This is a genomic window from Ramlibacter sp., assembly GCA_019635435.1.
GTDB lineage: Bacteria > Pseudomonadota > Gammaproteobacteria > Burkholderiales > Burkholderiaceae_C > JAHBZM01.
The window spans coordinates 4,057,088-4,078,747 of sequence record JAHBZM010000001.1; the positions used below are offsets into that span (position 1 = coordinate 4,057,088).

The 21,660-nt window shown below is 67.6% G+C and carries 23 protein-coding genes and 1 tRNA gene; 16 read left to right on the top strand and 8 right to left on the bottom strand.

Annotated elements, in window-relative coordinates; genetic code table 11:
• Positions 1-33 precede the first annotated feature (33 nt).
• Positions 34-849 carry a bifunctional DNA-formamidopyrimidine glycosylase/DNA-(apurinic or apyrimidinic site) lyase gene (gene mutM, locus KF796_19745; GenBank protein MBX3588871.1) on the bottom strand — a complete coding sequence of 272 codons (816 nt, stop codon included), beginning with the start codon at positions 847-849 and terminating at the stop codon, positions 34-36.
• 39 nt (positions 850-888) lie between these two features.
• Between mutM and KF796_19750 the strand changes: the two genes are divergently transcribed.
• The 8 genes from KF796_19750 to KF796_19785 all read left to right on the top strand — a co-directional run bounded on the left by KF796_19750 (position 889) and on the right by KF796_19785 (position 7,111).
• Positions 889-2,628, top strand: a complete 1,740-nt coding sequence (locus tag KF796_19750) for a tetratricopeptide repeat protein (protein MBX3588872.1) — start codon at positions 889-891, stop codon at positions 2,626-2,628.
• Between the two features lie 23 nt (positions 2,629-2,651).
• On the top strand, positions 2,652-3,131 hold the full coding sequence (locus tag KF796_19755) for an outer membrane lipoprotein LolB (GenBank protein MBX3588873.1): 480 nt from the start codon (positions 2,652-2,654) through the stop codon (positions 3,129-3,131).
• Positions 3,132-3,158: 27 nt separating this feature from the next.
• The gene (ispE, locus tag KF796_19760) at positions 3,159-4,052 is read left to right on the top strand and encodes a 4-(cytidine 5'-diphospho)-2-C-methyl-D-erythritol kinase (protein ID MBX3588874.1); all 894 of its coding nucleotides are present in this window, start codon (positions 3,159-3,161) and stop codon (positions 4,050-4,052) included.
• A 33-nt stretch (positions 4,053-4,085) separates the two neighbouring features.
• A tRNA-Gln gene (locus KF796_19765) sits at positions 4,086-4,162 on the top strand.
• A gap of 63 nt (positions 4,163-4,225) precedes the next feature.
• Entirely contained in the window at positions 4,226-5,206 is a 981-nt protein-coding gene (locus KF796_19770; protein MBX3588875.1) for a ribose-phosphate pyrophosphokinase, read from the top strand.
• Between the two features lie 115 nt (positions 5,207-5,321).
• On the top strand, positions 5,322-5,978 hold the full coding sequence (locus KF796_19775) for a 50S ribosomal protein L25/general stress protein Ctc (protein MBX3588876.1): 657 nt from the start codon (positions 5,322-5,324) through the stop codon (positions 5,976-5,978).
• Between the two features lie 78 nt (positions 5,979-6,056).
• Positions 6,057-6,665: an aminoacyl-tRNA hydrolase gene (pth, locus tag KF796_19780; protein MBX3588877.1), complete on the top strand. Its 609-nt coding sequence runs from the start codon at positions 6,057-6,059 to the stop codon at positions 6,663-6,665.
• A gap of 20 nt (positions 6,666-6,685) precedes the next feature.
• Positions 6,686-7,111, top strand: a complete 426-nt coding sequence (locus KF796_19785) for a hypothetical protein (GenBank protein MBX3588878.1) — start codon at positions 6,686-6,688, stop codon at positions 7,109-7,111.
• Between the two features lie 4 nt (positions 7,112-7,115).
• On the opposite strand, the gene KF796_19790 is transcribed toward KF796_19785, so the two are convergent.
• On the bottom strand, positions 7,116-7,403 hold the full coding sequence (locus KF796_19790) for a YfhL family 4Fe-4S dicluster ferredoxin (GenBank protein ID MBX3588879.1): 288 nt from the start codon (positions 7,401-7,403) through the stop codon (positions 7,116-7,118).
• A 44-nt stretch (positions 7,404-7,447) separates the two neighbouring features.
• On the opposite strand from KF796_19790, the gene KF796_19795 reads away from it, so the two are divergent.
• Genes KF796_19795 through KF796_19825 form a run of 7 tightly spaced genes read left to right on the top strand, consistent with a single transcriptional unit; the run spans position 7,448 to position 15,449 of the window.
• Positions 7,448-8,398 (top strand): ABC transporter permease, encoded by a 951-nt coding sequence (locus KF796_19795; GenBank protein MBX3588880.1) that lies wholly within the window; start codon positions 7,448-7,450, stop codon positions 8,396-8,398.
• Positions 8,395-9,270: an ABC transporter permease gene (locus KF796_19800; protein MBX3588881.1), complete on the top strand. Its 876-nt coding sequence runs from the start codon at positions 8,395-8,397 to the stop codon at positions 9,268-9,270. The genes KF796_19795 and KF796_19800 overlap by 4 nt, the downstream gene beginning before the upstream one ends.
• Before the next feature lie 11 nt (positions 9,271-9,281).
• Positions 9,282-10,274, top strand: a complete 993-nt coding sequence (locus KF796_19805; GenBank protein MBX3588882.1) for an ABC transporter ATP-binding protein — start codon at positions 9,282-9,284, stop codon at positions 10,272-10,274.
• Positions 10,271-11,140 (top strand): ATP-binding cassette domain-containing protein, encoded by an 870-nt coding sequence (locus KF796_19810; protein ID MBX3588883.1) that lies wholly within the window; start codon positions 10,271-10,273, stop codon positions 11,138-11,140. The genes KF796_19805 and KF796_19810 overlap by 4 nt, the downstream gene beginning before the upstream one ends.
• A gap of 59 nt (positions 11,141-11,199) precedes the next feature.
• On the top strand, positions 11,200-12,690 hold the full coding sequence (locus KF796_19815) for an ABC transporter substrate-binding protein (protein ID MBX3588884.1): 1,491 nt from the start codon (positions 11,200-11,202) through the stop codon (positions 12,688-12,690).
• Positions 12,691-12,709: 19 nt separating this feature from the next.
• Complete coding sequence (locus KF796_19820; GenBank protein MBX3588885.1) at positions 12,710-14,131, top strand: amidase; 1,422 nt, start codon at positions 12,710-12,712, stop codon at positions 14,129-14,131.
• The gene (locus KF796_19825; protein ID MBX3588886.1) at positions 14,121-15,449 is read left to right on the top strand and encodes a tetratricopeptide repeat protein; all 1,329 of its coding nucleotides are present in this window, start codon (positions 14,121-14,123) and stop codon (positions 15,447-15,449) included. Before KF796_19820 ends, KF796_19825 begins: the two co-directional genes overlap by 11 nt.
• Here the strand turns inward: KF796_19825 and KF796_19830 are convergent.
• Positions 15,413-16,102, bottom strand: coding sequence for a histidine phosphatase family protein (locus KF796_19830; GenBank protein MBX3588887.1), 690 nt, complete (start codon positions 16,100-16,102; stop codon positions 15,413-15,415). The two genes, KF796_19825 and KF796_19830, sit on opposite strands and share 37 nt — an antisense overlap.
• 130 nt (positions 16,103-16,232) lie before the next feature.
• Here KF796_19830 and KF796_19835 point away from each other — a divergent pair, with 130 nt between their 5' ends.
• Positions 16,233-16,934: an alpha/beta fold hydrolase gene (locus tag KF796_19835; GenBank protein MBX3588888.1), complete on the top strand. Its 702-nt coding sequence runs from the start codon at positions 16,233-16,235 to the stop codon at positions 16,932-16,934.
• Between the two features lie 3 nt (positions 16,935-16,937).
• On the opposite strand, the gene coaD is transcribed toward KF796_19835, so the two are convergent.
• The 5 genes from coaD to KF796_19860 all read right to left on the bottom strand — a co-directional run bounded on the left by coaD (position 16,938) and on the right by KF796_19860 (position 21,651).
• Entirely contained in the window at positions 16,938-17,438 is a 501-nt protein-coding gene (gene coaD / locus KF796_19840; protein MBX3588889.1) for a pantetheine-phosphate adenylyltransferase, read from the bottom strand.
• A gap of 57 nt (positions 17,439-17,495) precedes the next feature.
• Entirely contained in the window at positions 17,496-18,092 is a 597-nt protein-coding gene (rsmD, locus tag KF796_19845) for a 16S rRNA (guanine(966)-N(2))-methyltransferase RsmD (GenBank protein ID MBX3588890.1), read from the bottom strand.
• Positions 18,093-18,127: 35 nt separating this feature from the next.
• Complete coding sequence (locus KF796_19850) at positions 18,128-18,715, bottom strand: hypothetical protein (protein MBX3588891.1); 588 nt, start codon at positions 18,713-18,715, stop codon at positions 18,128-18,130.
• Between the two features lie 121 nt (positions 18,716-18,836).
• The gene (locus KF796_19855; protein ID MBX3588892.1) at positions 18,837-20,219 is read right to left on the bottom strand and encodes an insulinase family protein; all 1,383 of its coding nucleotides are present in this window, start codon (positions 20,217-20,219) and stop codon (positions 18,837-18,839) included.
• Between the two features lie 16 nt (positions 20,220-20,235).
• A complete protein-coding gene (locus tag KF796_19860) occupies positions 20,236-21,651 on the bottom strand; it encodes an insulinase family protein (protein ID MBX3588893.1) in 1,416 nt (471 codons plus the stop codon).
• Positions 21,652-21,660 lie beyond the last annotated feature (9 nt).

Below are 21,660 nucleotides of genomic sequence, written 5' to 3' on the forward strand. Positions count from 1 at the left end.
CTTTGAATATACACCGAGCCCACCCCTGCGCACTCAGGGCTTCTGGCAATTGGCGCAGAAATAGGTGGCCCGCTGGCCCTGGCGCAGCAGCCGGATGGTGCCGCCGCACTGTCGGCACGGCAGCCCCGCCCGGTCATACACCATGGCTTCGAGCTGAAAGTAGCCGCTTTCGCCATGCGCGTTGGAAAAGTCCCGCAGGGTGCTGCCGCCCTTTTGCACCGCGCGGGCCAGCACATCGCGCACCGCCGCATGCAGGCGCGCCGCGCGCGGTCCGCTGAGGCGCGAGGCCCGCACCGTGGGCCGGATGCCCGCGAGGAACAGGGCCTCCGAGGCGTAGATGTTGCCCACGCCCACCACCACGTCGCCAGCCAGCAGCACCTGCTTGATCGGCGCATGGCGCCGCTTCAGCCCGGCATGAAAAGCCGCGGCATCGAATTGATCGGTGAGCGGCTCCATCCCCAGTCGGCCCAGCAGCTTGACCGCAACAGGCGCGCCCTCGTCGCTCGCATGAACCACGGCGCCGAACCGGCGCGGGTCATTGAGCCGCAGCAGGCCGCGGCTGGTCACCAGGTCAAAGTGGTCATGGACGCCGGCCTCGCGCGGGTCCTGGGTGAAGCTCAGGCTGCCAGACATGCCCAGGTGCAGCAGCAGCAGGCCCTGATCCATGTCCATCAACAGGTACTTGCCGCGCCGCCGCACGCCCGTGACCACGCGCCCGACCAGGGCTTCGGGCTCACAGCCCAGCGGCCAGCGCAGGGCCTTGCCCAGGCGCACCTGTCCGATGCGGGCACCCGCGATGCGATCGGCAAAACTCAGGCGCGTGACCTCGACTTCGGGCAGTTCCGGCATCTGTGCAAGGGGTTAACAGGCTTGGATTATTATGAGCCGATGCTGCGATTCACCCCTCTGGCCCTGGCCCTTATCCTTGCTGGCGGGGCGCAATGCGCGGCCGCCCAGACACCTGAAGACGGCAAGTCGCCCTCCGATCCGCCCGTCAGCTCGGCACTGGACGGCGAGCTGTTCTACCAGTTGCTGCTGGGCGAGATCAATGCCCAGGGGAACGAGCCCGGCACGGCCTACGCCCTGATCCTGGACGCGGCGCGCAAGACCAACGACGCCAAGCTCTACCAGCGCGCCGTGGACATCGCCTTCCAGGCGCGCTCGGGCGACTCCGCCCTGCAGGCGGCGCAGGCCTGGAAGCAGGCCCAGCCCGAATCGCGCGAGGCCAACCGCTATGTGCTGCAGATCCTGATCGCGCTGAACCGCCTGCAGGACACGCTGCAACCCCTGCGCGACGACCTGGCGCTGGTTCCCGCGGCCAACCGCAACGCGGCGGTGAACTTCCTGCCCCGTTTCTTCGCACGCGCAGCCGACAAGAAGCAGGCCGCCAGCGTGGTGGAACAGGCGCTTGGCGACTACCTCATGCAGGCCAGCACGGGCGCGGCGGCCTGGACCACCGTGGGCCGCATGCGGCTGGCCGCGGGCGACTCCGAAGGCGCGCTTGACGCGGTCCGCCGGGCCCAGAAAGTCGATGCCGCGGCCGATGGCCCCGCGCTGCTGGCCCTGGAGCTGATGGCCGCGAGCATGCCGCAGGCCGAGCCGTTGCTGACGCAATACCTTGACGGCCGCGCGGCTCCCGAAATCCGCATGGGCTATGCACGGGTGCTGCTCGATGCCCAGCGCTACGCCGAGGCCGCCAAACAACTGGAAGCAGTCACGGCGCAACGGCCCGAATTCGCCGAGGCCTGGCTGATCCAGGGCACGCTGCAGGTCCAGGACAACCAGCAGGCGGCGGCCGAAGCCTCGCTCAAGCGCTACGTGGACCTGGTGAGTGCCCAGCCCGCAAGCGCCGAGCGCAGCCGGGGCCTGGCGCAGGCCTACCTGTCGCTGGCGCAGATCGCCGAGAAGCGCAAGGACTACCCGGGCGCCGAAGCCTGGCTCAACCGCATCGAGAACGCGCAGGACATGATCAGCGCGCAGAACCGCCGGGCCTCCATCCTTGCGCGCCAGGGCAAGCTCGACGAAGCCCGCAAACTGCTACGCGGACTGCCCGAGCGCAACCCGGGCGACGCGCGCATGAAGCTCATGGCAGAAGTTCAGCTGCTGCGCGACAACCAGCAGTTCCAGCCGGCCTACGACCTGCTCGCGTCGGCTGTTGCCAAGGAGCCCAGGGACACCGACCTGCTCTACGACCAGGCGATCCTGGCCGAGAAGCTGGGCAAGCCCGACGACATGGAGCGCCTGCTGCGCCAGGTCATTGCCATCAAGCCCGACGCCCAGCACGCCTACAACGCCCTGGGCTATTCACTGGCGGACCGCAACGTGCGGCTGACCGAAGCCCGGAGCCTGATCCGCCAGGCGCTCAAGCTGGCGCCGGGCGACCCGTTCATCACCGACAGCCTGGGCTGGGTGGAATTCCGCATGGGCCACTGGAGCGATGCCCTGCGCATCCTCGAGGGCGCCTACAAGTCGCGGCCCGACCCCGAAATCGCCGCCCACCTGGGCGAAGTGCTCTGGACCCTGGGCCTGCAGGACCGCGCCGTGGCCGTGCTCAAGGAAGGCCTGCTGCTCAATGCGGACCACCCCGCCCTGCTGGCCACGGTGAAGCGCCTGGGCATCAAGCTGTGAGCCGGTTCGCCTGGCCGAGGGCGCTGGGCCTTGGCCTTGTGTTCGCTACATTTTTCATAGCAGGATGTGCCCAGCTGTCAAGGACTACAGGCCCAAAAGACCCCCAAACCGGCCCCTGGAGCGGCCGCCTGGCGCTCAAAGTGGATGGCCAGCCGCCCCAATCGTTTTCCGCCGGGTTTGAACTCAGCGGGAAAGCCGGCGCCGGGGAACTGGCCCTGTTCAACCCGTTGGGCGGCACCGTGGCCCGGCTCGCCTGGGGCCCCGGCAAGGCCACGCTGATCTCGGGCAGCGAGGTACGCGAATTCGACTCGCTGGATGCCCTGGTGACCCAGGCCACGGGCGCCGCCATACCGGTGCCGGCGTTGTTCGACTGGCTGGCCGGCACGCCCACGCCCGCCGAGGGCTGGCAGGCCGACCTGTCGAGCCTGCCCGACGGACGGCTGCAGGCGCGTCGCCTCGCGCCACCGCCCACCGCCGAAATGCGGGTGGTGCTGGACCGCTGAGCCCGGCAGCCTGTCGATAATCGGCGCATGCGCGCGCTCCACGACGTTCCGGCTCCGGCCAAACTCAACCTGTTTCTCCACGTCACGGGCCGGCGCGCCGACGGCTACCACCTGCTGCAGTCGGTCTTCATGCTGGTGGACTGGTGCGACAGCCTGCATTTCGAACTCAGGGCGGACGGGCAACTGAGCCGCGAGGACCTCGGCCCGCCCCTGCCACCCGATGACCTGGTCCTGCGGGCGGCCCGCGCCTTGCAGGCCGCCACCGGGACCTCGATGGGCGCGCACATCGGGGTGCAAAAACGCATCCCGGCGCAGGCCGGCATGGGCGGCGGCTCGTCGGATGCCGCGAGCTGCCTGCTGGCGCTGAACCGGCTCTGGCAACTGGACCTTCCGGTCTCGAAGCTCATGGCCATCGGCCTGGCGCTGGGGGCTGACGTGCCGTTTTTTCTGGGTGGCCACCATGCCCTGGTGGAGGGCATTGGCGAGCAGATTCGCCCGCTGGCCCTGCCGCCCGCGCGGTTTGTCGTGGCAAAACCACCCCAGGGCCTGGACACCCGGCTGATTTTTGGCGATGCCGGTCTGAAACGCGATTCCAGAACTGCTATAATTTCAGGCTTTGCTGCAAACTCAAATGGCGAATTTGGAGCAAACCCTGAAGGCGGGTTCGCAAGCGATCCCTTCGGGTTTGGCCATAACGACCTGCAGCCGGTTGCCCAGAGGCTTTGCCCCGCGGTGACTCAGGTCCTGGAGTGGCTCGAGTCGCAAGGGTTGAAGGGCCGGATGACCGGTTCGGGAAGCGCGGTGTTTGCGCAAATGCGGCAAGACATGGCCTTGCAGACTGCTCCGGCAGAATGGGAAGTCAGGACGTGCGGCAATTTGGAGGTTCATCCCCTGGTGGGCTGGGCGTCCAGCGACAGTTGATCGGTTGGCAGCTTTCGGGCTGTTGACCTGTGTAGGGGAGTCGCCAAGCTGGTTAAGGCACTGGATTTTGATTCCAGCATGCGAAGGTTCGAATCCTTCCTCCCCTGCCAAATGCACAACTCACTGGTGCGCGCGACGTACAGGAACCAACCATTTCATCGCCGGGAAGCTCCATGCAGGCCGCTCAACCACATTCCGATTTCATGGTCTTCACAGGCAATGCCAATCCCGGCCTTGCCGCCGAGATCGCGCAACACCTGGGCATCTCGCTGGGCAACGCCCATGTGGGCCGGTTTTCCGACGGCGAAGTCACGGTCGAGATCAACCAGAACGTGCGCGCCCGCGACGTGTTCGTGGTCCAGTCCACCTGCGCGCCGACCAATGAAAACCTGATGGAGCTGCTGATCATGGTTGACGCGCTCAAGCGCGCCTCGGCCGAACGCATCAGCGCCGTCATCCCCTATTTCGGCTACGCCCGCCAGGACCGCCGCCCGCGCTCGAGCCGGGTGCCGATCTCGGCCAAGGTGGTGGCCAACCTGCTGCAGACGGTGGGCGTCTCGCGGGTCCTGACCATGGACCTGCACGCTGACCAGATCCAGGGCTTTTTTGACATCCCGGTGGACAACATCTACGCGTCGCCGGTGCTGCTGAGCGATGTGCGGCAGAAGAACTATGAAGACCTGATCGTGGTCTCGCCCGATGTGGGCGGCGTGGTGCGGGCCCGGGCCCTGGCCAAGCAGCTCAACACCGACCTGGCCATCATCGACAAGCGCCGGCCCAAGGCCAATGTGAGCGAGGTGATGCACGTGATCGGCGAGATCGACGGGCGTAACTGCGTGATCATGGACGACATGATCGACACCGCCGGCACGCTGGTGAAGGCCGCCGAGGTGCTCAAGGAGCGCGGCGCCAAGAAGGTTTACGCGTATTGCACGCACCCGATTTTTTCCGGCCCGGCGATGGAACGCATCGCGCAGGGTTCGGCGCTCGACGAGGTGGTGGTGACCAACACCATCCCCCTGAGCGATGCCGCGAAAGCGTGCACCAAGGTTCGCCAGCTCACCGTGGCACCGCTGATCGCCGAGACGATCCAGCGCATCGCCAAGGGTGAGTCGGTCATGAGTCTGTTCTCGGACCAGGAAAACCTCTTCTGAGGCTTCCCCGGGCACACCGGCCCGCTGACGCCGCAAGTCAGCCAGTCGCCACCGGCAACGGTGGTTTTTTCAACGGAGTCACACTGGTCGCGGTGGACTCTTTCAGGAGTCAGTCATGAAATTTGTCGCTTTTGAGCGCGCCAAGCAGGGTACGGGTGCGAGCCGCCGTCTGCGCAACACCGGCAAGACGCCCGGTATTGTTTACGGGGGCGAAGGCCAGCCGCAACTGATCGAACTCGATCACAACGCGCTGTGGCACGCCCTCAAGAAGGAAGCCTTCCACTCCACCATCCTCGAGATGGAACTGGCCGGCAAGACCGCCAAGGTGCTGCTGCGCGACGTGCAATACCACCCGTACAAGCAACTGGTGCAGCACATCGACTTCCAGCGCGTGGACGCCAAGACCAAGCTGCACATGAAGGTGCCGCTTCACTACGTGAAGTCCGAGGAATCCCAGGCCGTGAAGTTTGACCACTGCGTGGTCAACCACGTGATGGCCGAACTCGACATCGCCTGCCTGCCGGCCGACCTGCCCGAGTTCATTGAAGTGGACCTGTCCAGCCTGAAGAAGGGTGTTTCCCTGCACCTGAACGACATCACGCTGCCCAAGGGCGTGTCGGCCGTGACCCACGGCAAGACCAACCCGGTGCTGGTGTCCGTGGTCCAGACCGGTGGTGAAGAAGCTGCTGAACCCGCTGCCGCCGCAGCGCCCGCGGCCGACGCCAAGGCGCCCGCCGCCAAGGCCGATGCCAAGGCCGCAGCCAAGAAATAAGCCCGGCGCGGCCCTCGTGGCCTGCAGCATCTCAAGGCCCGCACGCGCGGGCCTTTTTTTCGTCTCTAATACAGGCCCATGATCAGACTGTTTGTTGGCCTGGGCAACCCAGGCCCCGAGTACGAAGCCACGCGCCACAACGCCGGTTTTTGGTGGATCGATGCCCTGGCCGCCGAGCTCAAGGTCACGCTCACGCACGAACGCAGCTACCACGGCCTCGTGGCGCGCACCACGGTTCATGGGCAAACCCTCTGGTTGCTCGAACCGCAGACCTTCATGAACCTGTCCGGCAAATCCGTGGCCGCGCTCGCGAGGTTCTTCAAGATCCAGCCTGAGGAGATTCTGGTTGCCCACGACGAACTTGATGTCGTGCCCGGCCAGGCCAAGCTCAAGTTCGGCGGCAGCCATGCCGGCCACAACGGGCTGCGCGACATCCACGCCCAGCTCGGCACGGGGGACTACTGGCGCCTGCGTCTGGGCATCGGCCACCCCGGCGTCAAGTCGGAGGTGATCCATTGGGTGCTCAAGAAACCCGCTCCCGACCAGCGCGAAGCCATGCAGGACTGCATCGCCCGCACGCTCAAGGCCGTGCCCGCCCTGCTCGCGGGCGAAATGGACAAGGCGACACTGATAGTCCACACCCACAAACCGCCCCGGCCCAAGCCGCCGCGGCCGCAGCCCGATTGATCAACCACAGGGAGGATGACATGAAGAAGCTTCAAATTGCTTCAGTTTTGATAGCACTCAGTGCCCTTGGGGCAAGCGCCAGCGCCCAGAATGCCTACAAATGCGGCAACACCTACAGCCAGGCGCCCTGCGCTGGCGGGCAGGTGGTGCAGGCGCAGGACGAGCGCACGGCCCAGCAGCGCAGCGACACCCGCAGCGCGGCCCAGCGTGACGCCCAGGCCGCGGCCGCCATGGAAAAGGAGCGCTTGCGCCAGGAAGCGCAGGCCGCCCCGGCCTACATTCCCCCCACGCGCGCGCAGCCTGAGGCCGAACCGGCCCGGCCGGTCATGACCAAGCCCAAGAAGCCGGCCTACTTCACGGCGATCGCGCCCGATGGCGCCAAGGCAGCCAAGAAGAAAAAGACGGCGAAGAAAAAGGCGCCCAAGGAAAAGGCGTCAAAAGCCTAGGAGCCTAGGAAGCCGCATCGGGGCCGGTGGCGGCGCGGGGGTCCCCTGCCGCCGTCAGCCGCAGGTATTTCTGCATCAGCGTCTCGCGGCTCTCCAGGTGCTGCGGATTGACCGGAATGCAGGCCACGGGGCAGACCTGGACACACTGGGGCTCGTCAAAATGGCCCACGCACTCGGTGCACTTGCCGGGGTCGATTTCGTAGATCAGTTCGCCCAGGTAGATGGCCTCGTTCGGGCACTCCGGCTCGCACACATCGCAGTTGATGCAGTCGTCCGTGATCATCAGTGCCATGCGAAAGTTCTCCAGCGGGAAGTTCTGGCATTATCCGGCGCTTCATGAGTCTTTTCCTGTTCAAGCGCTTCATCACCCTGATCGCAACGCTGGTGGGCGCGTCGGTCGTGGTGTTCCTGGTGCTGGAAATCCTGCCCGGCAACGCGGCCCAGATTCTCATGGGCCCCGACGCCTCGCCCGACGCCGTGCTGGCCCTGGCCACCAAGCTGGGGCTCGACCACCCGCCGCTTGAGCGTTACTGGAGCTGGGTCAGCGGCATGGTCACGGGTGACCTGGGCTTGAGCTATGCCTACAGCAGCCCGGTGTCCGAGCTGGTGCTGGAACGCCTGAGCGTCACCGTGCCACTGGCTTTCATCGCCATGGCCATCACCACCGTGCTGGCGCTGACCGCGGGCATCTACGCGGCGGCACGCCACAACAAGCTCGGCGACCTTGGTCTCATGGGCCTGAGCCAGGTGGGCATTGCCATCCCGAATTTCTGGTTCGCGATCCTGCTGATCCTGCTGTTCTCGGTGCACCTCAAGTGGTTTGCCGCCGGCGGCTTCCCCGGCTGGGACGACGGCATCGCCCAGGGCCTGAAAGCCCTGCTGCTGCCGGCCATCTCGCTGGCCGTGGTCCAGGCGGCCATCCTCGCGCGCATCACCCGCTCGGCGGTGCTCGAGGTGCTGCGTGAAGACTTTGTGCGCACCGCAAGGGCCAAGGGGCTGTCACAGCGCGCAACGCTGTGGGGCCATGTGCTGCGCAATTCGCTGATCCCGGTGATCACCGTGATGGGGCTGCAGTTCGCCGAACTGCTGGCCGGCACCATCGTGGTCGAAAATGTCTTTTACCTGCCCGGCCTGGGCCGGCTGATCTTCCAGTCCATCTCCAACCGCGACCTGATCGTGGTGCGCAACTGCGTGATGCTGCTGGCGGCCATGGTGGTCGTCGTCAACTTCGTGGTTGACATCCTGTATGCCGTGATCGATCCGCGCGTGAAGGCCAGCGACATATGAGTGCCGTGCTCCCTCCCCTGCCTGTCGGCCAGAGCGCGCCCGGCTTCTGGCGGCGGGCGCTGGGCCATCGCGCGTTCGTCATTGGCGGCGTGCTGACGCTGTTGCTGCTGCTGGCGGCGGCGCTGTCACTGGTCTGGACGCCCTTCTCGCCCTATGAGATCGACATGCGCGGCAAGCTGCAGCCCCCCGGCGCCAGCCACTGGCTGGGCACCGACCCCTACGGGCGCGACGTGGCCTCGCTGCTGCTCGTGGGGGCGCGGGCCTCGATCCTCGTCGGGGTGATCGCCGTGGGCATCGGCCTGGTCGTGGGCACGGCCCTGGGCCTGCTGGCGGCCGCGCGGCGCGGCTGGGTCGAGGAGCTGATCATGCGGCTGTCGGACTTCAGCTTCGCGTTCCCGGCCATCCTGTCGGCGATCATGATGACCGCCGTGTTCGGCGCCGGCATTGTCAACGCCATCATTGCCATTGGTGTGTACAACATCCCGACCTTCGCGCGCATCACGCGGGCCTCGGCCAACACCATCTGGTCGCGCGAATTCGTGCTCGCGGCGCGGGCCTGCGGCAAAGGGGCCTTCAGCATCACGATGGAGCACGTGCTGCCCAACATCGCCTCGGTGCTGATCGTGCAGGCCACCATCCGGTTTGCCATTGCCATCCTGGCCGAGGCCGCGCTGTCCTACCTCGGGCTGGGAACGCAGCCGCCGCAACCCTCCTGGGGCCGCATGCTGAGCGAGGCCCAGACCCTGATGTTCCAGGCCCCGCTGCTCGCGGTCTTTCCCGGCGTGGCCATTGCCCTGGCGGTGATGGGACTGAACCTGCTGGGCGACGGCCTGCGGGACCTGCTCGACCCGCGGCTGGCGCGAAAGCGATAGGCCCAAGACCCATGCCACTGCTCGAAGTCCAGGATCTCCATGTGCGCCTGCAGACGCAGCGCGGCCCGGCCGAGGCGGTGCGCGGCGTGAGGTTTTCGCTCGAACGCGGAGAAACACTGGGCCTGATTGGCGAGTCCGGATGCGGCAAATCGATCACCGTGATGTCGCTGCTGGGCCTGCTGCCCGAGAGTGCGCAGGTCAGCGGCAGCATCCGTTTTGACGGCGAGGAACTGGTGGGCAAGAAGGACAGCGAGCTGTGCCGCCTGCGCGGCAACCGCATCGGCATGATCTTCCAGGAACCGATGACGGCGCTCAATCCGGTACACAGCATTGGCCGCCAGGTGGCCGAGCCGCTGCGGCTGCACCGCGGCCTCACAGGCCCGGCCGCGCGCAAGCAGGTGATCGCCCTGCTCGACCGCGTGGGCATACCGGACGCGGCCCGGCGGGTGGACGCCTACCCTCACCAGTTCTCGGGCGGGCAACGCCAGCGCATCACCATCGCCATGGCGCTGGCCTGCGGCCCCGACCTTCTGATTGCCGACGAGCCCACCACCGCCCTGGACGTGACCATCCAGCAACAGATCCTGGACCTGATCGACGAACTCGTGGCCGAGCGCGGCATGGCGCTGATGCTGATTTCGCACGATCTGGGCGTGATTGCCCAGAACGTCGAACGCATGCTCGTCATGTATGGCGGCAGCGTGGTGGAAAGCGGCCCCACCGATGCCGTTTTCGCCCGCATGACGCACCCCTACACCCGGGGCCTGTTCGGGGCCCGGCCCAGCCTGCGGTCGGCGCGGGGCCAGCGCCTGGCCACCATTGCCGGCACCGTGCCCGAACTCGTGGATCTGCCCGCGGGGTGCCCGTTCGCGGGGCGCTGCGCCTACACGGTCGCGCACTGTCTCACCGAGCCGCCACCCGGCGTGGAAACCGAGCCCGGCCACATCGTGCGCTGCAGCCGGCTGGAGGCCATCGCCGCCCTGACTTCAGGAGAGGCCGCATGAGCACGTCGCCGCTGCTGCGGGTGGACCAGTTGGTCCGCGAATACACCCTGCCGCGTGAGTCTCTGTTTGGCGCGCCACGCAGCGTGCAGGCGCTCAACGGCGTGAGTTTCACGGTGCAGGCCGGTCGCAGCCTGGGCATCGTGGGTGAATCGGGCTCCGGCAAGTCCACCCTGGCGCGCCTCGTGATGGCGCTGGACAAGCCCACATCGGGCTCGGTCAAGCTGCTGGGCCGAGACCTGCATGCGCTGTCCCCCTCCGATCTGCGCGAAGCCCGGCGCGACGTGCAAATGGTGTTCCAGGACCCTTACGGTTCACTGGACCCGCGCCAGACCGTGGGCCGCATCGTGGCCGAGCCCCTCGCGGCGCTGAGCAACACGCCGCGCGCCGCGCAACGCCAGCAAGCCGCCGAGGTGCTGGCCTCGGTCGGGCTGCGCGCGAGCGACCTGGACAAATACCCGCACGAGTTCTCCGGTGGCCAGCGCCAGCGCATCGCCATCGCGCGCGCGCTGATCACGCGGCCCCGCCTGATCGTGGCCGACGAGCCCGTCAGCGCGCTCGACGTGTCGGTGCAGGCCCAGGTTCTCAACCTGATGCAGGACCTGCAAAACGAGTTTGGCGTGACCTACATGCTGATCAGCCATGACCTCGCCGTGGTCCAGCACCTGTGCCAGGAGGTGGCGGTGATCTGGCAGGGCCGGATCGTGGAACAGGGGCCGCCCGAGCGCCTGTTCAGCGCCGCCGAGCATCCCTACACGCAAGCCCTGCTGGCCGCCGTCCCGCAGGCGCAGCCGGGACGCCGGCGGCGTGCCGGCGCGGGCGTCCCGGCCCAAGCCCCCCTTGCGCAATCCGCGCCATCTCGCGGATGATGTAACTTACGTCCTGCGACTCAACCCTTTCGTTGTGGAAACCTTCCTGGAGTGAAACCATGCTGAACCGACGCACCGTGCTGTCCACCGCCGCCCTGGCCTCCGTGCCTTTGGCCCTGCCCGAATTTGCACTGGCCCAGGGCAGGAAAGATGCGATCGTGCTGGCCATGGCGCTCGAGCCCCCGGGGCTGGACCCGACAGCGGGCGCGGCATCGGCCATTGCCGAAATCACGCTGTACAACATCTACGAAACGCTGACCAAGGTCAATTCCGACGGCACCGTGTCGCCGCTGCTCGCGGAGAGCTGGGAAATTTCGCCTGACCTGCGCACCTACACCTTCCGGCTGCGCAAGGGCGTGAAGTTCCAGAACGGCGAACCCTTCAATGCCCAGGCCGTGAAGTTCTCGTTCCAGCGCGCGGGCGCCGAGAAAAGCACCAACAAGGACAAGCGCACCTTTGCCAGCATGGAAAGCGTGGCCGCCATCGACGAGCACACGCTGGTGGTGATCAACAAGGAGCTTGACCCCGACTTCCTGTTCCTCATGGGCCAGGCCACGGCCATCATTGTGGAACCCAAAAGCGCCGACACCAACGCCACCAAGCCCGTGGGCACCGGCCCCTACAAGCTAGAGAACTGGGTCAAGGGCTCGTCGGCCACGCTGACCAAATGGGACGGCTACCGCAACGCGGCGGCCATCAAGCTCAAGCGCGCCACCTTCCGCTTCATCGCCGACCCGGCAGCCCAGGTTGCCGCCCTGCTGGCCGGCGACGTGGACGCCTTCCCGCGCGTTACGCCGCGCAGCGTGCCCCAGTTCAAGAGCAACCCGAAGTTCCAGGTGGTGGTGAGCGGCTCGCGCGCCAAGACCATCCTGGCCATCAACAACAAGAAGAAGCCGCTGGACGACGTTCGCGTGCGCCGCGCGATTGCCGCGGCCATCGACCGCAAGGCCGTGATCGAGGGCGCGGGCGACGGCTATGGCGCGCCCATCGGCAGCCACTATGTGCCCGGCGCCTTTGGCTACATCGACACCACGGGCGTGAACCCCTACAACCCGGAAAAAGCCAAGGCCCTGCTCAAGGAAGCCGGCATCACCACGCCACTGGAACTGACGATCACCCTGCCCCCGCCCCCCTATGCGCGCCAGGGCGGCGAGGTGATCGCGGCCATGCTGGCCAAGGTCGGCATTGTGGCCAAGCTGCAGAACGTCGAGTGGGCACAGTGGCTCAGCGGAACCTACGGTGCCAAGAACTACGACCTGACCATCATTTCGCACGTCGAGCCGTTTGACCTGGGTAACTTCGCCAAGCCCTACTACTGGAACTACGAGTCCCCCAAGTTCAACGACCTGTACACCAAGTACAAGACCTCGCCGCGCGAGGCCGACCGCAAGAAGCTGATCGGCGAAATCCAGAAACTCATCGCCGACGACTGCGTGCACGCCTTTCTGTACCAGCCGCAATGGGTCACCGTGGCCAACAAGAACATCAAGGGCCTGTGGAAAGACATGCCGCTGTTCGTGAACGACCTGTCGGCCTTGAGCTGGTCCTGACGCGAAAACCGACTGCGTCTTGACCGCACTGCACGAACTGTCCGCCGCCGCACTTGCCGACGCCTACCGGCGTGGCGAGTGTTCTCCCGTCGAGGTGACCCAGTCGGTACTGGGCCATATCGCGCGCTGGGAACCCCACCTGTGCGCCACCTGGCTGCTGCGGCCCGAACTGGCGCTGGCCCAGGCCCGCGCGTCCGAGGCCCGCTGGCTCAAGGGCGAACCCCTGGGCCCGCTGGACGGCGTCCCCGTCACGCTCAAGGACAACCTGGCCACGGCGGGCGACCCCATGCCGCTGGGCACCACGGCCACCGACCTGGCCCCCATGCCGGCCGATGCGCCACCCGCCGCGCGGCTGCGTGAAGCCGGCGCGGTCATGGTGAGCAAAACCACCATGCCCGACTACGGCATGCTGTCGTCGGGCCTGTCGAGCTTTCACAAGCTGGCGCGCAACCCCTGGGATCTGTCCAAGACCCCCGGTGGCTCGAGTGCCGGGGCCGGGGCGGCCGCGGCCGCGGGCTATGGCCCGCTGCACCTGGGCACCGACATCGGCGGCTCCCTGCGGCTGCCAGCGGGCTGGTGCGGCATTTTCAGCCTCAAGCCCAGCCTGGGCCGCATCCCGATCGACCCGCCCTACATGGGGCGCGCTGCCGGCCCCATGACGCGCAGCGTGGCCGATTCGGCCGCGTTGATGCCCGTGCTCTCGCAGCCCGACACGCGTGACACCATGAGCCTGCCCTGGCAGGACATTGCCTGGCATGACTTTGACCAGGGCACCGACAAACTGCGCGGCCTGCGCATCGGCCTGCTGCTGGAGGCCGGCTGCGGCCTGGCCGTGGAGCCCGAGGTCCGCGCCGCGGTTGTGCAGGCCGCCCGCCTGTTCGAGCGCGCAGGCGCCATCGTCACGCCCATGCCGCCGTTCATGACGCAGGCCATGCTTGATGGCATGGACCACTTCTGGCGCATGCGCTCCTTTCTGGACATGCGGGCCCTGCCGCCCGCGCGCAAAGCCGGTGTGCTGCCCTATATCCAGCAATGGGGTGACAGCGCGGCCGGCATGAGCGGCGAGGATGTTTTCAGGGCGTTCAACCAGTTTCATCTGACCCGGCTGGCCGCGGTGAAGGCCTGCAGCGCGTTTGACTACGTGATCTCGCCCACTGCACCGGTCCCCGCGTTCGCGGCCGAACTGCCGTCGCCCACCAACGACCCGCTTCGCCCGCTGGAACACATCGGCTTCACCGTGCCGTTCAACATGTCGGAGCAGCCGTCGGCCTCGATCAATTGCGGCTACACCCAGGCGGGCCTGCCCATCGGCCTGCAGATCACCGGCGCGCGCTTTGACGACCTGGGCGTGCTGCAGGTGTCGCGGGCCTTCGAGCTGATTCGCGACCCCCAGCGTCCCTGGCCCGAGCCGCCATCGGCCGCGCTGGACCATGCTGACTGACAGCCTCGGCAATCCGGTCACGCTGCAGCACGCGGACAGCCTGGCCGCGGTCAACGATTTCGTCGAAGGCTTCATTGCCAGCGAGGCGCGTGCGGTCAACCTGCTGGACGCGACCGCCACCGACCACAGCCCCATCGTGCAGGCCTGTGGCGCGGCGTTGCACCTGTTCGCCGAGTCCGCCGACGCGGCCGCCAATGCCCGCCCTTTCATCGAGCGCGCGCAGGCCTCGCCCCTGAAAGGCACGCCGCGCGAACAGCGCTTCGTGGCCGCCATCCGGGCCTGGGCCGATGGTGATGTGCCGCGCGCGATTGCGCTGCACGAGGAACAGGTGCGCGAGTTTCCCCGCGACCTGGTCTCGCTCAAGCTCGGGCACTACCACCTGTTCAACCAGGGCGATTCACCGGGCATGCTGCGCATGGCGCTGGCGGCCCGGCCCGCCGCCGCCGACGTGCCCTACCTGCATGGCATGCTGGCGTTTGCCTGGGAGCAGTGCCACCTGCTGGAGCAGGCCGAGGCTGCCGCGCGCCACGCCATTGACCTGTGCCGCAAGGAGCCCTGGGCCCACCACGCCCTGGCCCACGTGATGCTCACCCAGGGCCGGCTGCGCGAAGGCCATGCCTTCATGGCCGACATGAGCGACACCTGGAGCGGGCTCAACTCCTTCATGGTCACCCACAACTGGTGGCACCAGGCCCTGTTTGCGCTGGAGCTCGGCGCGCATGACGAAGTCCTCGCGCTGTACGACCGCCAGGTGTGGGGCGTGGTCAAGGAATATTCGCAGGACCAGATCAACGCCGTCTCCTTGCTGGCGCGGCTCGAACTCGCGGGTGTGGACGTGGGCGACCGCTGGCTTGACCTGGGTCGCTACCTCGCGCCCCGCGTGCACGACCAGGTGCTGCCGTTTCTGGACATGCAATACCTCTACGGGCTGGCGCGCGCGCAGCGGCCCGAGGCCGATCGCCTGATGCGCCAGATCGAAATGCATGCATCGCGGGCGCCCACCCATGCCCAGGCGGCCTGGCAGCGCGTGGCCGTGCCCGCCAGCCGCGGCTTGCTGGCGCATGCGCGCGGTGACTGGTCCACAGCCGTGGACGCACTGGGCCAAGCCCTGCCCCGCATGGCCGAGATTGGCGGCAGCCACGCCCAGCGCGACCTGTTTGCGCAGGTGCATCTTGACGCCCTGATCCGCAACGGCCAGCTCAGCGCCGCCCAGCAGGTGCTGCAACCGCAGCTGCGCGGCCAGCCCGAGTCACAACGGCTGCGGCGCCAGGCCGCCAGCGTCTACGCCGAACTGGGGTTGAGCTCGGCGCTGGGCTGAGCCGTCGCGGCCACCTTGGCCTGGTCGTAGACCGGCTGCGGCGGCAGGTCGGCCAGGTGCCGGGTGTCGGCCCAGTCAAGGATGTGGATTGCATCGCCCTCAAAGCGCACCCGGTTCAGCCCCGCATTCGGAATCTCGCTCTGGCGCGGGCCGTTGAGCCCGAGCGCGCGCGCCGTGCGGTAGATCATGTCGAGCACGCCGCCGTGGGTCACCACCAGCACGGTCTGCTGCGGGTGGGACGCGACGATGCGCCGCACCGCTTCCATCACGCGGGCATGGAACTGCCGCGTGGTCTCGCCGCCGGGTATCGCATAGTGCTCGTTGAAGGTCAGCCAGCTGGCCCAGTCCTCGGGGTATTGCTGCTGGATGTCGCCCACGCGCATGCCGTCCACGCGCCCAAAGTGCTGCTCGCGCAGCGCCACCTCATTCACACCCGTGAGCACCAGTTGCCGGGCCACGGGTTCGGCCGTTTCGCGCGTGCGCTGCAGGTCGCTCTGGTAGAGCTGCTGCACCGGGGTGCCGGCCAGGCGCCGGGCCAGGCGCCGCGCCTGTTCATGACCGGTGGCATTGAGAGGCACATCCACCTGGCCCTGGAAGCGCAGCTCGCGGTTCCAGTCGGTTTCGCCATGGCGGATCAGGATCAGTTCGGTCATCGACCGATTATCCCGCAGACCCCGGTTTTCTCCAATTCTTCACGCGCATTCAGGCCTGTAGAGCGCATGCAGCTTGCACTTCACGCTATTCAATTAATAGCAATCCAGGTGGCATGGCAGAATCCCGCGCATGGCTGAACTGCTCCTGATTCCCGGCCTCGCGGCCGATGCCACCATGTGGCGCGACCAGACCGCGGCGCTGGCCGACCCCTGGCAACCCCGTGTGGCCCAGGCCCACCAGAACGAAGCCAGCATGGGCGACATGGCCGCGGCGCTGTTGGCCGCGCACCCCGGCCCGCTGATCCTGTGCGGCGCCTCAATGGGCGGCATCATCGCCATGGAAATGGCACGCCAGGCGCCCCAGCGCATCCAGGCGCTGGCCCTGCTGGGCACCAATGCGCGGCCCGAGACCCCGGACATGCGGGCCCTGCGCGAGGCCGCCATTGCGTTGTTTGATCAGGGACGGGTGCGCGAGGTGATCGAGCCCAATGTGGCGCTGGCCTTCCATCCGGCGCAGGCCGCCAACCCGGCGCTGGTACAGGGGTATCTGGACTTTGTGCTGGCCGCCGGCGGCGAGCGGCTGATCCGCCAGAACCGGGCCATCATGGACCGGCTCGACGCGCGCCCTCACCTGCCCCGGCTGCGCTGCCCGGTGCTGGTGATGTGCGGTGAGGCCGACCAGCTGACCCCGCCCGAATGCTCCCGCGAAATTGCATCGCTGGTGCCGGGGGCCGAGTATGTCGAGGTGCCCCGCTGCGGCCACATGCTCACCATGGAGCGGCCGGACCTGGTGAATGCCCGCCTGCGGGACTGGCTCGCGCGCGTGGCCTGAGCGTCAGTCGCGCCCGAGGCTGCGCACTTTCTCGGCCAGCCGGTCCTGCACCAGCGGCGAGACGAACTTGTCGACCTCGCCGCCCAGCACGGCGATCTCGCGCACGAAGGTGCTGCTGATGAACTGGAACTTGTCGCTCGGCGTGAGGAACACCGTCTCCACATCGGGCATCAGGCTGCGGTTCATGCCGGCCAGCTGGAACTCGTAATCAAAGTCGGTCACGGCGCGCAGGCCGCGGATCATGGCCTTGCCGCCGCGCGCCACCACGAAATCACGCAGCAGGCCCGAGAAGCTCTCGACCTCCACCTTGGGAAAGGGCTTGACCGCCTCGCGCGCCATCTCGATGCGCTCCTGCAGGGTGAACATCGCCTTCTTGTGGTGGCCCGCGGCCACCGCCACGATCACGCGGTCGAACAACTGCGTCGCACGCCGCACCACATCCTCGTGCCCCAGGGTGATCGGGTCGAAGGTGCCGGGGTAGACGGCAATGACGTTATGGACCATCAGGCTCTCCTGTGCCAGGCGCGGCGAACCGCAGATTCATGCATTTGCTGCAATGCATTATGCAATGCGATGTAACAGGTGCGCGTGCACCGCGCCCGCCTTGAGATGGCGCCGCACGCACAGGCCCAGTGGCTGCAACGCGGCATCGTCCCAGGCCATGGGCGCCTCCAGGTAGATCTGCCCGTCGCCCGCCAGCGCGTGCACGCCGGCCTGCAGCGCCGCGCTGAAAAGATCACGGTCAAAGGGCGGGTCCAGCAGCACCAGGTCCGCCGAACCCGCCGCCTGCGCCTTCAGCCCCGCCACCCCGTCACCGCGCTGTACTTTCACGGCATGCGCCGCGAGCCGGTCCTGCACCTTGCGCAACTGGGCCACGAGGCCGGCGTCGTGCTCCAGCATCAGCACGCTGGCCGCGCCGCGCGAGGCTGCCTCAAAGCCCAGCGCACCGGTGCCCGCGAACGCATCCACGCAGCGCCAGCCCGTGAGGTCCTGGCCGAGCCAGTTGAACAGGGTCTCGCGCACGCGGTCAGGCGTGGGGCGCAGGCCGGGCTTGTCGGCGACCGCAAGACGGGTGCGCTTCCACTGGCCACCGATGATGCGGATGTCGTGACGGGCACCGCCTTCGGGGTGCGCACGTGCCGGGGCTGCTTTGCTCATGGCGCCGAGCTTAACCGGCGCCGCGGCCCGTCGGTTCAGCGGCTGTCGCCCGAACTGGAGTCGCCGGTCAGCGGCGCGAGGTCGGACGAATACAGGCGATCGCCCACGTGCAGTTCCTGGCCCTTCTGCCACGCGGCCTCGAAGGCCGCGAGCTCGTCGGCGGTGGCGCGCTCGTATTTCTGGCGCTGCGAGAGTTCAGGCGGCAGCGACGCCGGCACACTGTGGCCCGCCCGGTTGCGGTCAAAGCCCTGCATTTCGTCATTGACGCGCCAGTACACGCCGGCCACCACCACGCCATAGCGCGTCATGGCGTTCTTGGTGATGGCGGCCCCCACGGCCACAAGGTGCTCGGGCTGGCCTTCGCGGTTGTGCAGGAAGTCGGTGTTGAGGTCGATCATCACCGAGTACTGGTGGCCGCGCTTGTCGTTGCGCACCACCCGGAACTTGTAGCTTGCCGACAACACGCCGTGGGCCTGCATGGTGACCTTGATGGCCTCGTAAAGCATCTCGCGGCGAAACGCCATGCGCTCCTCGAGATTCATTTTCACAGGCCCGGTCTCAGGCCCCGACGGGGGCCGGGACGCACCTTCCTTGCTTGCAAAAAGACTTTTGAGTATCGACATACGGAGTTCCTGCCAATTGTTTACGCCCAACCTACGACTTCGGCAAGAAAAACGATGCAGGCGTTACACCTTTTCACACTCTGGTTTGCAACTTGTCCAGTGCATCACGAAAGCGGGGGGCTCAGTGCCTGGCCCCCACGATCACCGTGGCCATGCGCTGCGGTTGCAGCGTGCGCGCAAACGCGGCCCTGACGTCGGCCACCGTGACGCGGCTGACCTGCTGCGTCCAGGTGTCCAGATAATCGAGCGGCAGCTGGTTCCACGCGATGCCCGCGATGTTGCCCAGCAGCTTGCGGTTGCTGTCGATGCGCAGCGCAAAGCCGCCGATCAGGTTGTCCTTGGCGGCCTGCAGTTCGGCCTCGGTCGGGCCTTCGGCCACGAACTGGCGCAGCACCTCGCGTGCCACCTGCACCGCCTGGTCGGCCTGGTCGGGCCGGGTCTGCAGGCCCAGCGTGAAGGCGCCCGCATGCCGCGCGGGGGCGAAGTAGCTGTAGACGCTGTAGCTCAGGCCGCGCTTCTCGCGCACTTCGTTGGTCAGGCGCGAGACAAAGCCCCCTCCGCCCAGGATGTAGTTGCCAACGATGAGCGGAAAGTAGTCCGGGTCGGCCCGCTTGATGCCGGGCTGGCCGATGAACACATGGGCCTGTGCCGATTCAAACGGGATGCGCTGCTCGCTGGGTGCCGCAAGCGCCGCCACCTCGGGCACCGGCGGCAAGGGCGCGCAGCGCTGCGGGCTGCCGGCCGGCAGGCGCGACAGCAGCGTGTTGACCAGGGTCTCGGCCTGCGCGCGGGTCACCGCGCCCACCAGGATGACATGGGCACGGCAGGCCAGCACATGGCGCTCGTGCAGGGCCTGCATGTCGGCCACGCTGATGCGCGCCAGGGTTTCCTCCGTGGTCTGCCGTCCGTACGGGTGATCGCCATAGACGGCTTGGGCAAAGGCCTTGCCCGCGATGGTGCCGGGCCGGGTGTTGGCCTCCTTGATCGAGGCCACCATGCGTTCGCGGTCGCGCTGCCAGATGTCGGCGGGGAACGCCGGCGCGGCGATCTGGCGCGATGCCAGTTGCGTGGCCCGCGCCAGCAGGTCGGGGTAGGTCAGCGAGCGCAGGCTGAAGCTCAGCCGGTCGCTGTCGGTGCTGGCGTCGAACGAGGCGCCCAGGTCGGCCCAGGCCTCGCTGAGCTGGTTCTCGTCAAGCGCCGCGGGGTAGTCACCCCTGGCGCCCGGGCCATCGGCGGCGCGGATGCCGCGCGACATCATGGCCGCCATCGCACTGGCGAGCCCCGACTGGGCCGGCGGGTCGCGGCGGCTGCCGGCGTCAAAGTCGATCTGCACGTCCAGCATCGGAATGGCCGGGCTTTCAGCCAGCCAGACTTCCGCGCCACTGGGCAGCTTCCAGTGCTGCAGGGCCAGTGCCGCGAGTGCCGGTTGGGCAAGGAAAAGGGCTGTAGTCCCCGCCAGCAGGGCACGTACCGCTGCACTTTTGATAGCAAATTGAAAAGTCAAGTCAGGCTCCCGGGGATCAGTGACGCGAACCCGATGGGGGTGTGCGGGGTTTGCGGCTCTTGTCCACGGGCTGCGGCAGCAGGGTGGCCACGGTGAGCTGGTCGTCGCCAAAATACCGGCCGGCCACCGCCTGCACCTGCGCCGAGGTCACGGCACGCAGGCGCTGGATCAGCTGTTCACCCGCATCCAGCGGCTGGCCCAGCACCCAGTAGCTGCCCAGCTCGCGGGCCTGGCTCATCACGGAGTCGAGCTTGTAGACCTCGCCAGCCACCCACTGGGTCTTGACGCGGCTGAGTTCGCTCTCGGTCACGCCGTCGCGCGCCACGCGGGCCACTTCGGCGCGCAGCGCGGCCTCCACCTGCGCGCTGGTCTTGCCGGGAGCGGGCACCGCGTCCAGCATGAACAGCTGGGGGCCGCGGCCCCACAGGCCGTTGGAGGCGCCCGCGCTGTCGGCCAGACGGTCCGGACCCTGCGTCAGCGCGCGTTCGAGCCGGGCGCCGGGGTATCCGTCGAGCACCGCGGCCAGCACCGTGAGCGCTAGCGCGTCGTCCACCGCGGGCGAGTTGTCCAGCACCGTGATCTGCGGCACCTTGAAAGCCAGGGTCAGGTAGGCCTGCTCGGCCGGGGCCTTGAACTCGATGCGGCGCAGCCCCGCCTGCGCGGGCTCGGTGCGCGGCTTGCGCGCAGGCAGGGCCCGCGCGGGAATCGGCCCGTAGTATTTTTCGGCCAGGCGGCGCACCTCGTCCACCTCCACATCGCCGGCCACCACCAGCGCGGCATTGGCGGGCGTGTACCACTGGCGGAAGAAGCCGCGCGCGTCATCGGGCGTCATGGCGTCCAGGTCGCTCATCCAGCCGACCACGGGGCGATGGTACGAAGACGCCATGAAGGCCGCCGCATTGAGCTGCTCGTACAGCTGGGCGCGCGGCTGGTCTTCGGTGCGCATGCGGCGCTCTTCCTTGACCACCTCGATCTCCTTGTGGAACTCCTCGTCGGGCCACTGGTTGTGGGCAAACCGGTCGGCCTCGAGCTTCATCACGTCCTCCAGGCGCCCGGCCGGGATCTGCTGGTAGTAGCCCGTGGAATCCCGTCCGGTGAAGGCGTTCTCGCGCCCGCCCAGGGCCGCCACACGGCGCGAAAACTGGCCGGCCGGCACCTCGGGCGTGCCCTTGAACATCATGTGCTCCAGCACATGCGCAACGCCGCTGGTGCCGTCCACCTCATCAAACGAACCCACGCGAACCCACAGCATCTGCACCGCCGTGGGCGCGCGGCGGTCCGGCTTGACGATCACCGTCAGGCCGTTGCCAAGGGTGAATTGCGCGACGCGGGCCGGCGCGGGCGGGTCGGCCGCGAGGGTGGCCAGGGGCAGTCCCAGCAGGGCCAGCGCGAGTGAAATGGGGGCGCGCAGGCGCCGCAGGGGGTGTTTCATAGAATGGTG

Excerpts from the sequence above, each read along its gene's own strand:
- coaD (MBX3588889.1), bottom strand. The coding sequence starts at position 17,438 with ATGGTCCATAACGTCATTGCCGTCTACCCCGGCACCTTCGACCCGATC.
- KF796_19775 (MBX3588876.1), top strand. The coding sequence starts at position 5,322 with ATGAAATTTGTCGCTTTTGAGCGCGCCAAGCAGGGTACGGGTGCGAGC.
- rsmD (MBX3588890.1), bottom strand. The coding sequence starts at position 18,092 with ATGAGCAAAGCAGCCCCGGCACGTGCGCACCCCGAAGGCGGTGCCCGT.
- KF796_19835 (MBX3588888.1), top strand. The coding sequence starts at position 16,233 with ATGGCTGAACTGCTCCTGATTCCCGGCCTCGCGGCCGATGCCACCATG.
- pth (MBX3588877.1), top strand. The coding sequence starts at position 6,057 with ATGATCAGACTGTTTGTTGGCCTGGGCAACCCAGGCCCCGAGTACGAA.
- KF796_19785 (MBX3588878.1), top strand. The coding sequence starts at position 6,686 with ATGAAGAAGCTTCAAATTGCTTCAGTTTTGATAGCACTCAGTGCCCTT.
- KF796_19830 (MBX3588887.1), bottom strand. The coding sequence starts at position 16,102 with ATGACCGAACTGATCCTGATCCGCCATGGCGAAACCGACTGGAACCGC.
- KF796_19800 (MBX3588881.1), top strand. The coding sequence starts at position 8,395 with ATGAGTGCCGTGCTCCCTCCCCTGCCTGTCGGCCAGAGCGCGCCCGGC.
- KF796_19770 (MBX3588875.1), top strand. The coding sequence starts at position 4,226 with ATGCAGGCCGCTCAACCACATTCCGATTTCATGGTCTTCACAGGCAAT.
- KF796_19750 (MBX3588872.1), top strand. The coding sequence starts at position 889 with ATGCTGCGATTCACCCCTCTGGCCCTGGCCCTTATCCTTGCTGGCGGG.
- KF796_19815 (MBX3588884.1), top strand. The coding sequence starts at position 11,200 with ATGCTGAACCGACGCACCGTGCTGTCCACCGCCGCCCTGGCCTCCGTG.
- KF796_19795 (MBX3588880.1), top strand. The coding sequence starts at position 7,448 with ATGAGTCTTTTCCTGTTCAAGCGCTTCATCACCCTGATCGCAACGCTG.
- KF796_19810 (MBX3588883.1), top strand. The coding sequence starts at position 10,271 with ATGAGCACGTCGCCGCTGCTGCGGGTGGACCAGTTGGTCCGCGAATAC.
- mutM (MBX3588871.1), bottom strand. The coding sequence starts at position 849 with ATGCCGGAACTGCCCGAAGTCGAGGTCACGCGCCTGAGTTTTGCCGAT.
- KF796_19860 (MBX3588893.1), bottom strand. The coding sequence starts at position 21,651 with ATGAAACACCCCCTGCGGCGCCTGCGCGCCCCCATTTCACTCGCGCTG.
- KF796_19805 (MBX3588882.1), top strand. The coding sequence starts at position 9,282 with ATGCCACTGCTCGAAGTCCAGGATCTCCATGTGCGCCTGCAGACGCAG.
- KF796_19825 (MBX3588886.1), top strand. The coding sequence starts at position 14,121 with ATGCTGACTGACAGCCTCGGCAATCCGGTCACGCTGCAGCACGCGGAC.
- KF796_19790 (MBX3588879.1), bottom strand. The coding sequence starts at position 7,403 with ATGGCACTGATGATCACGGACGACTGCATCAACTGCGATGTGTGCGAG.
- KF796_19850 (MBX3588891.1), bottom strand. The coding sequence starts at position 18,715 with ATGTCGATACTCAAAAGTCTTTTTGCAAGCAAGGAAGGTGCGTCCCGG.
- ispE (MBX3588874.1), top strand. The coding sequence starts at position 3,159 with ATGCGCGCGCTCCACGACGTTCCGGCTCCGGCCAAACTCAACCTGTTT.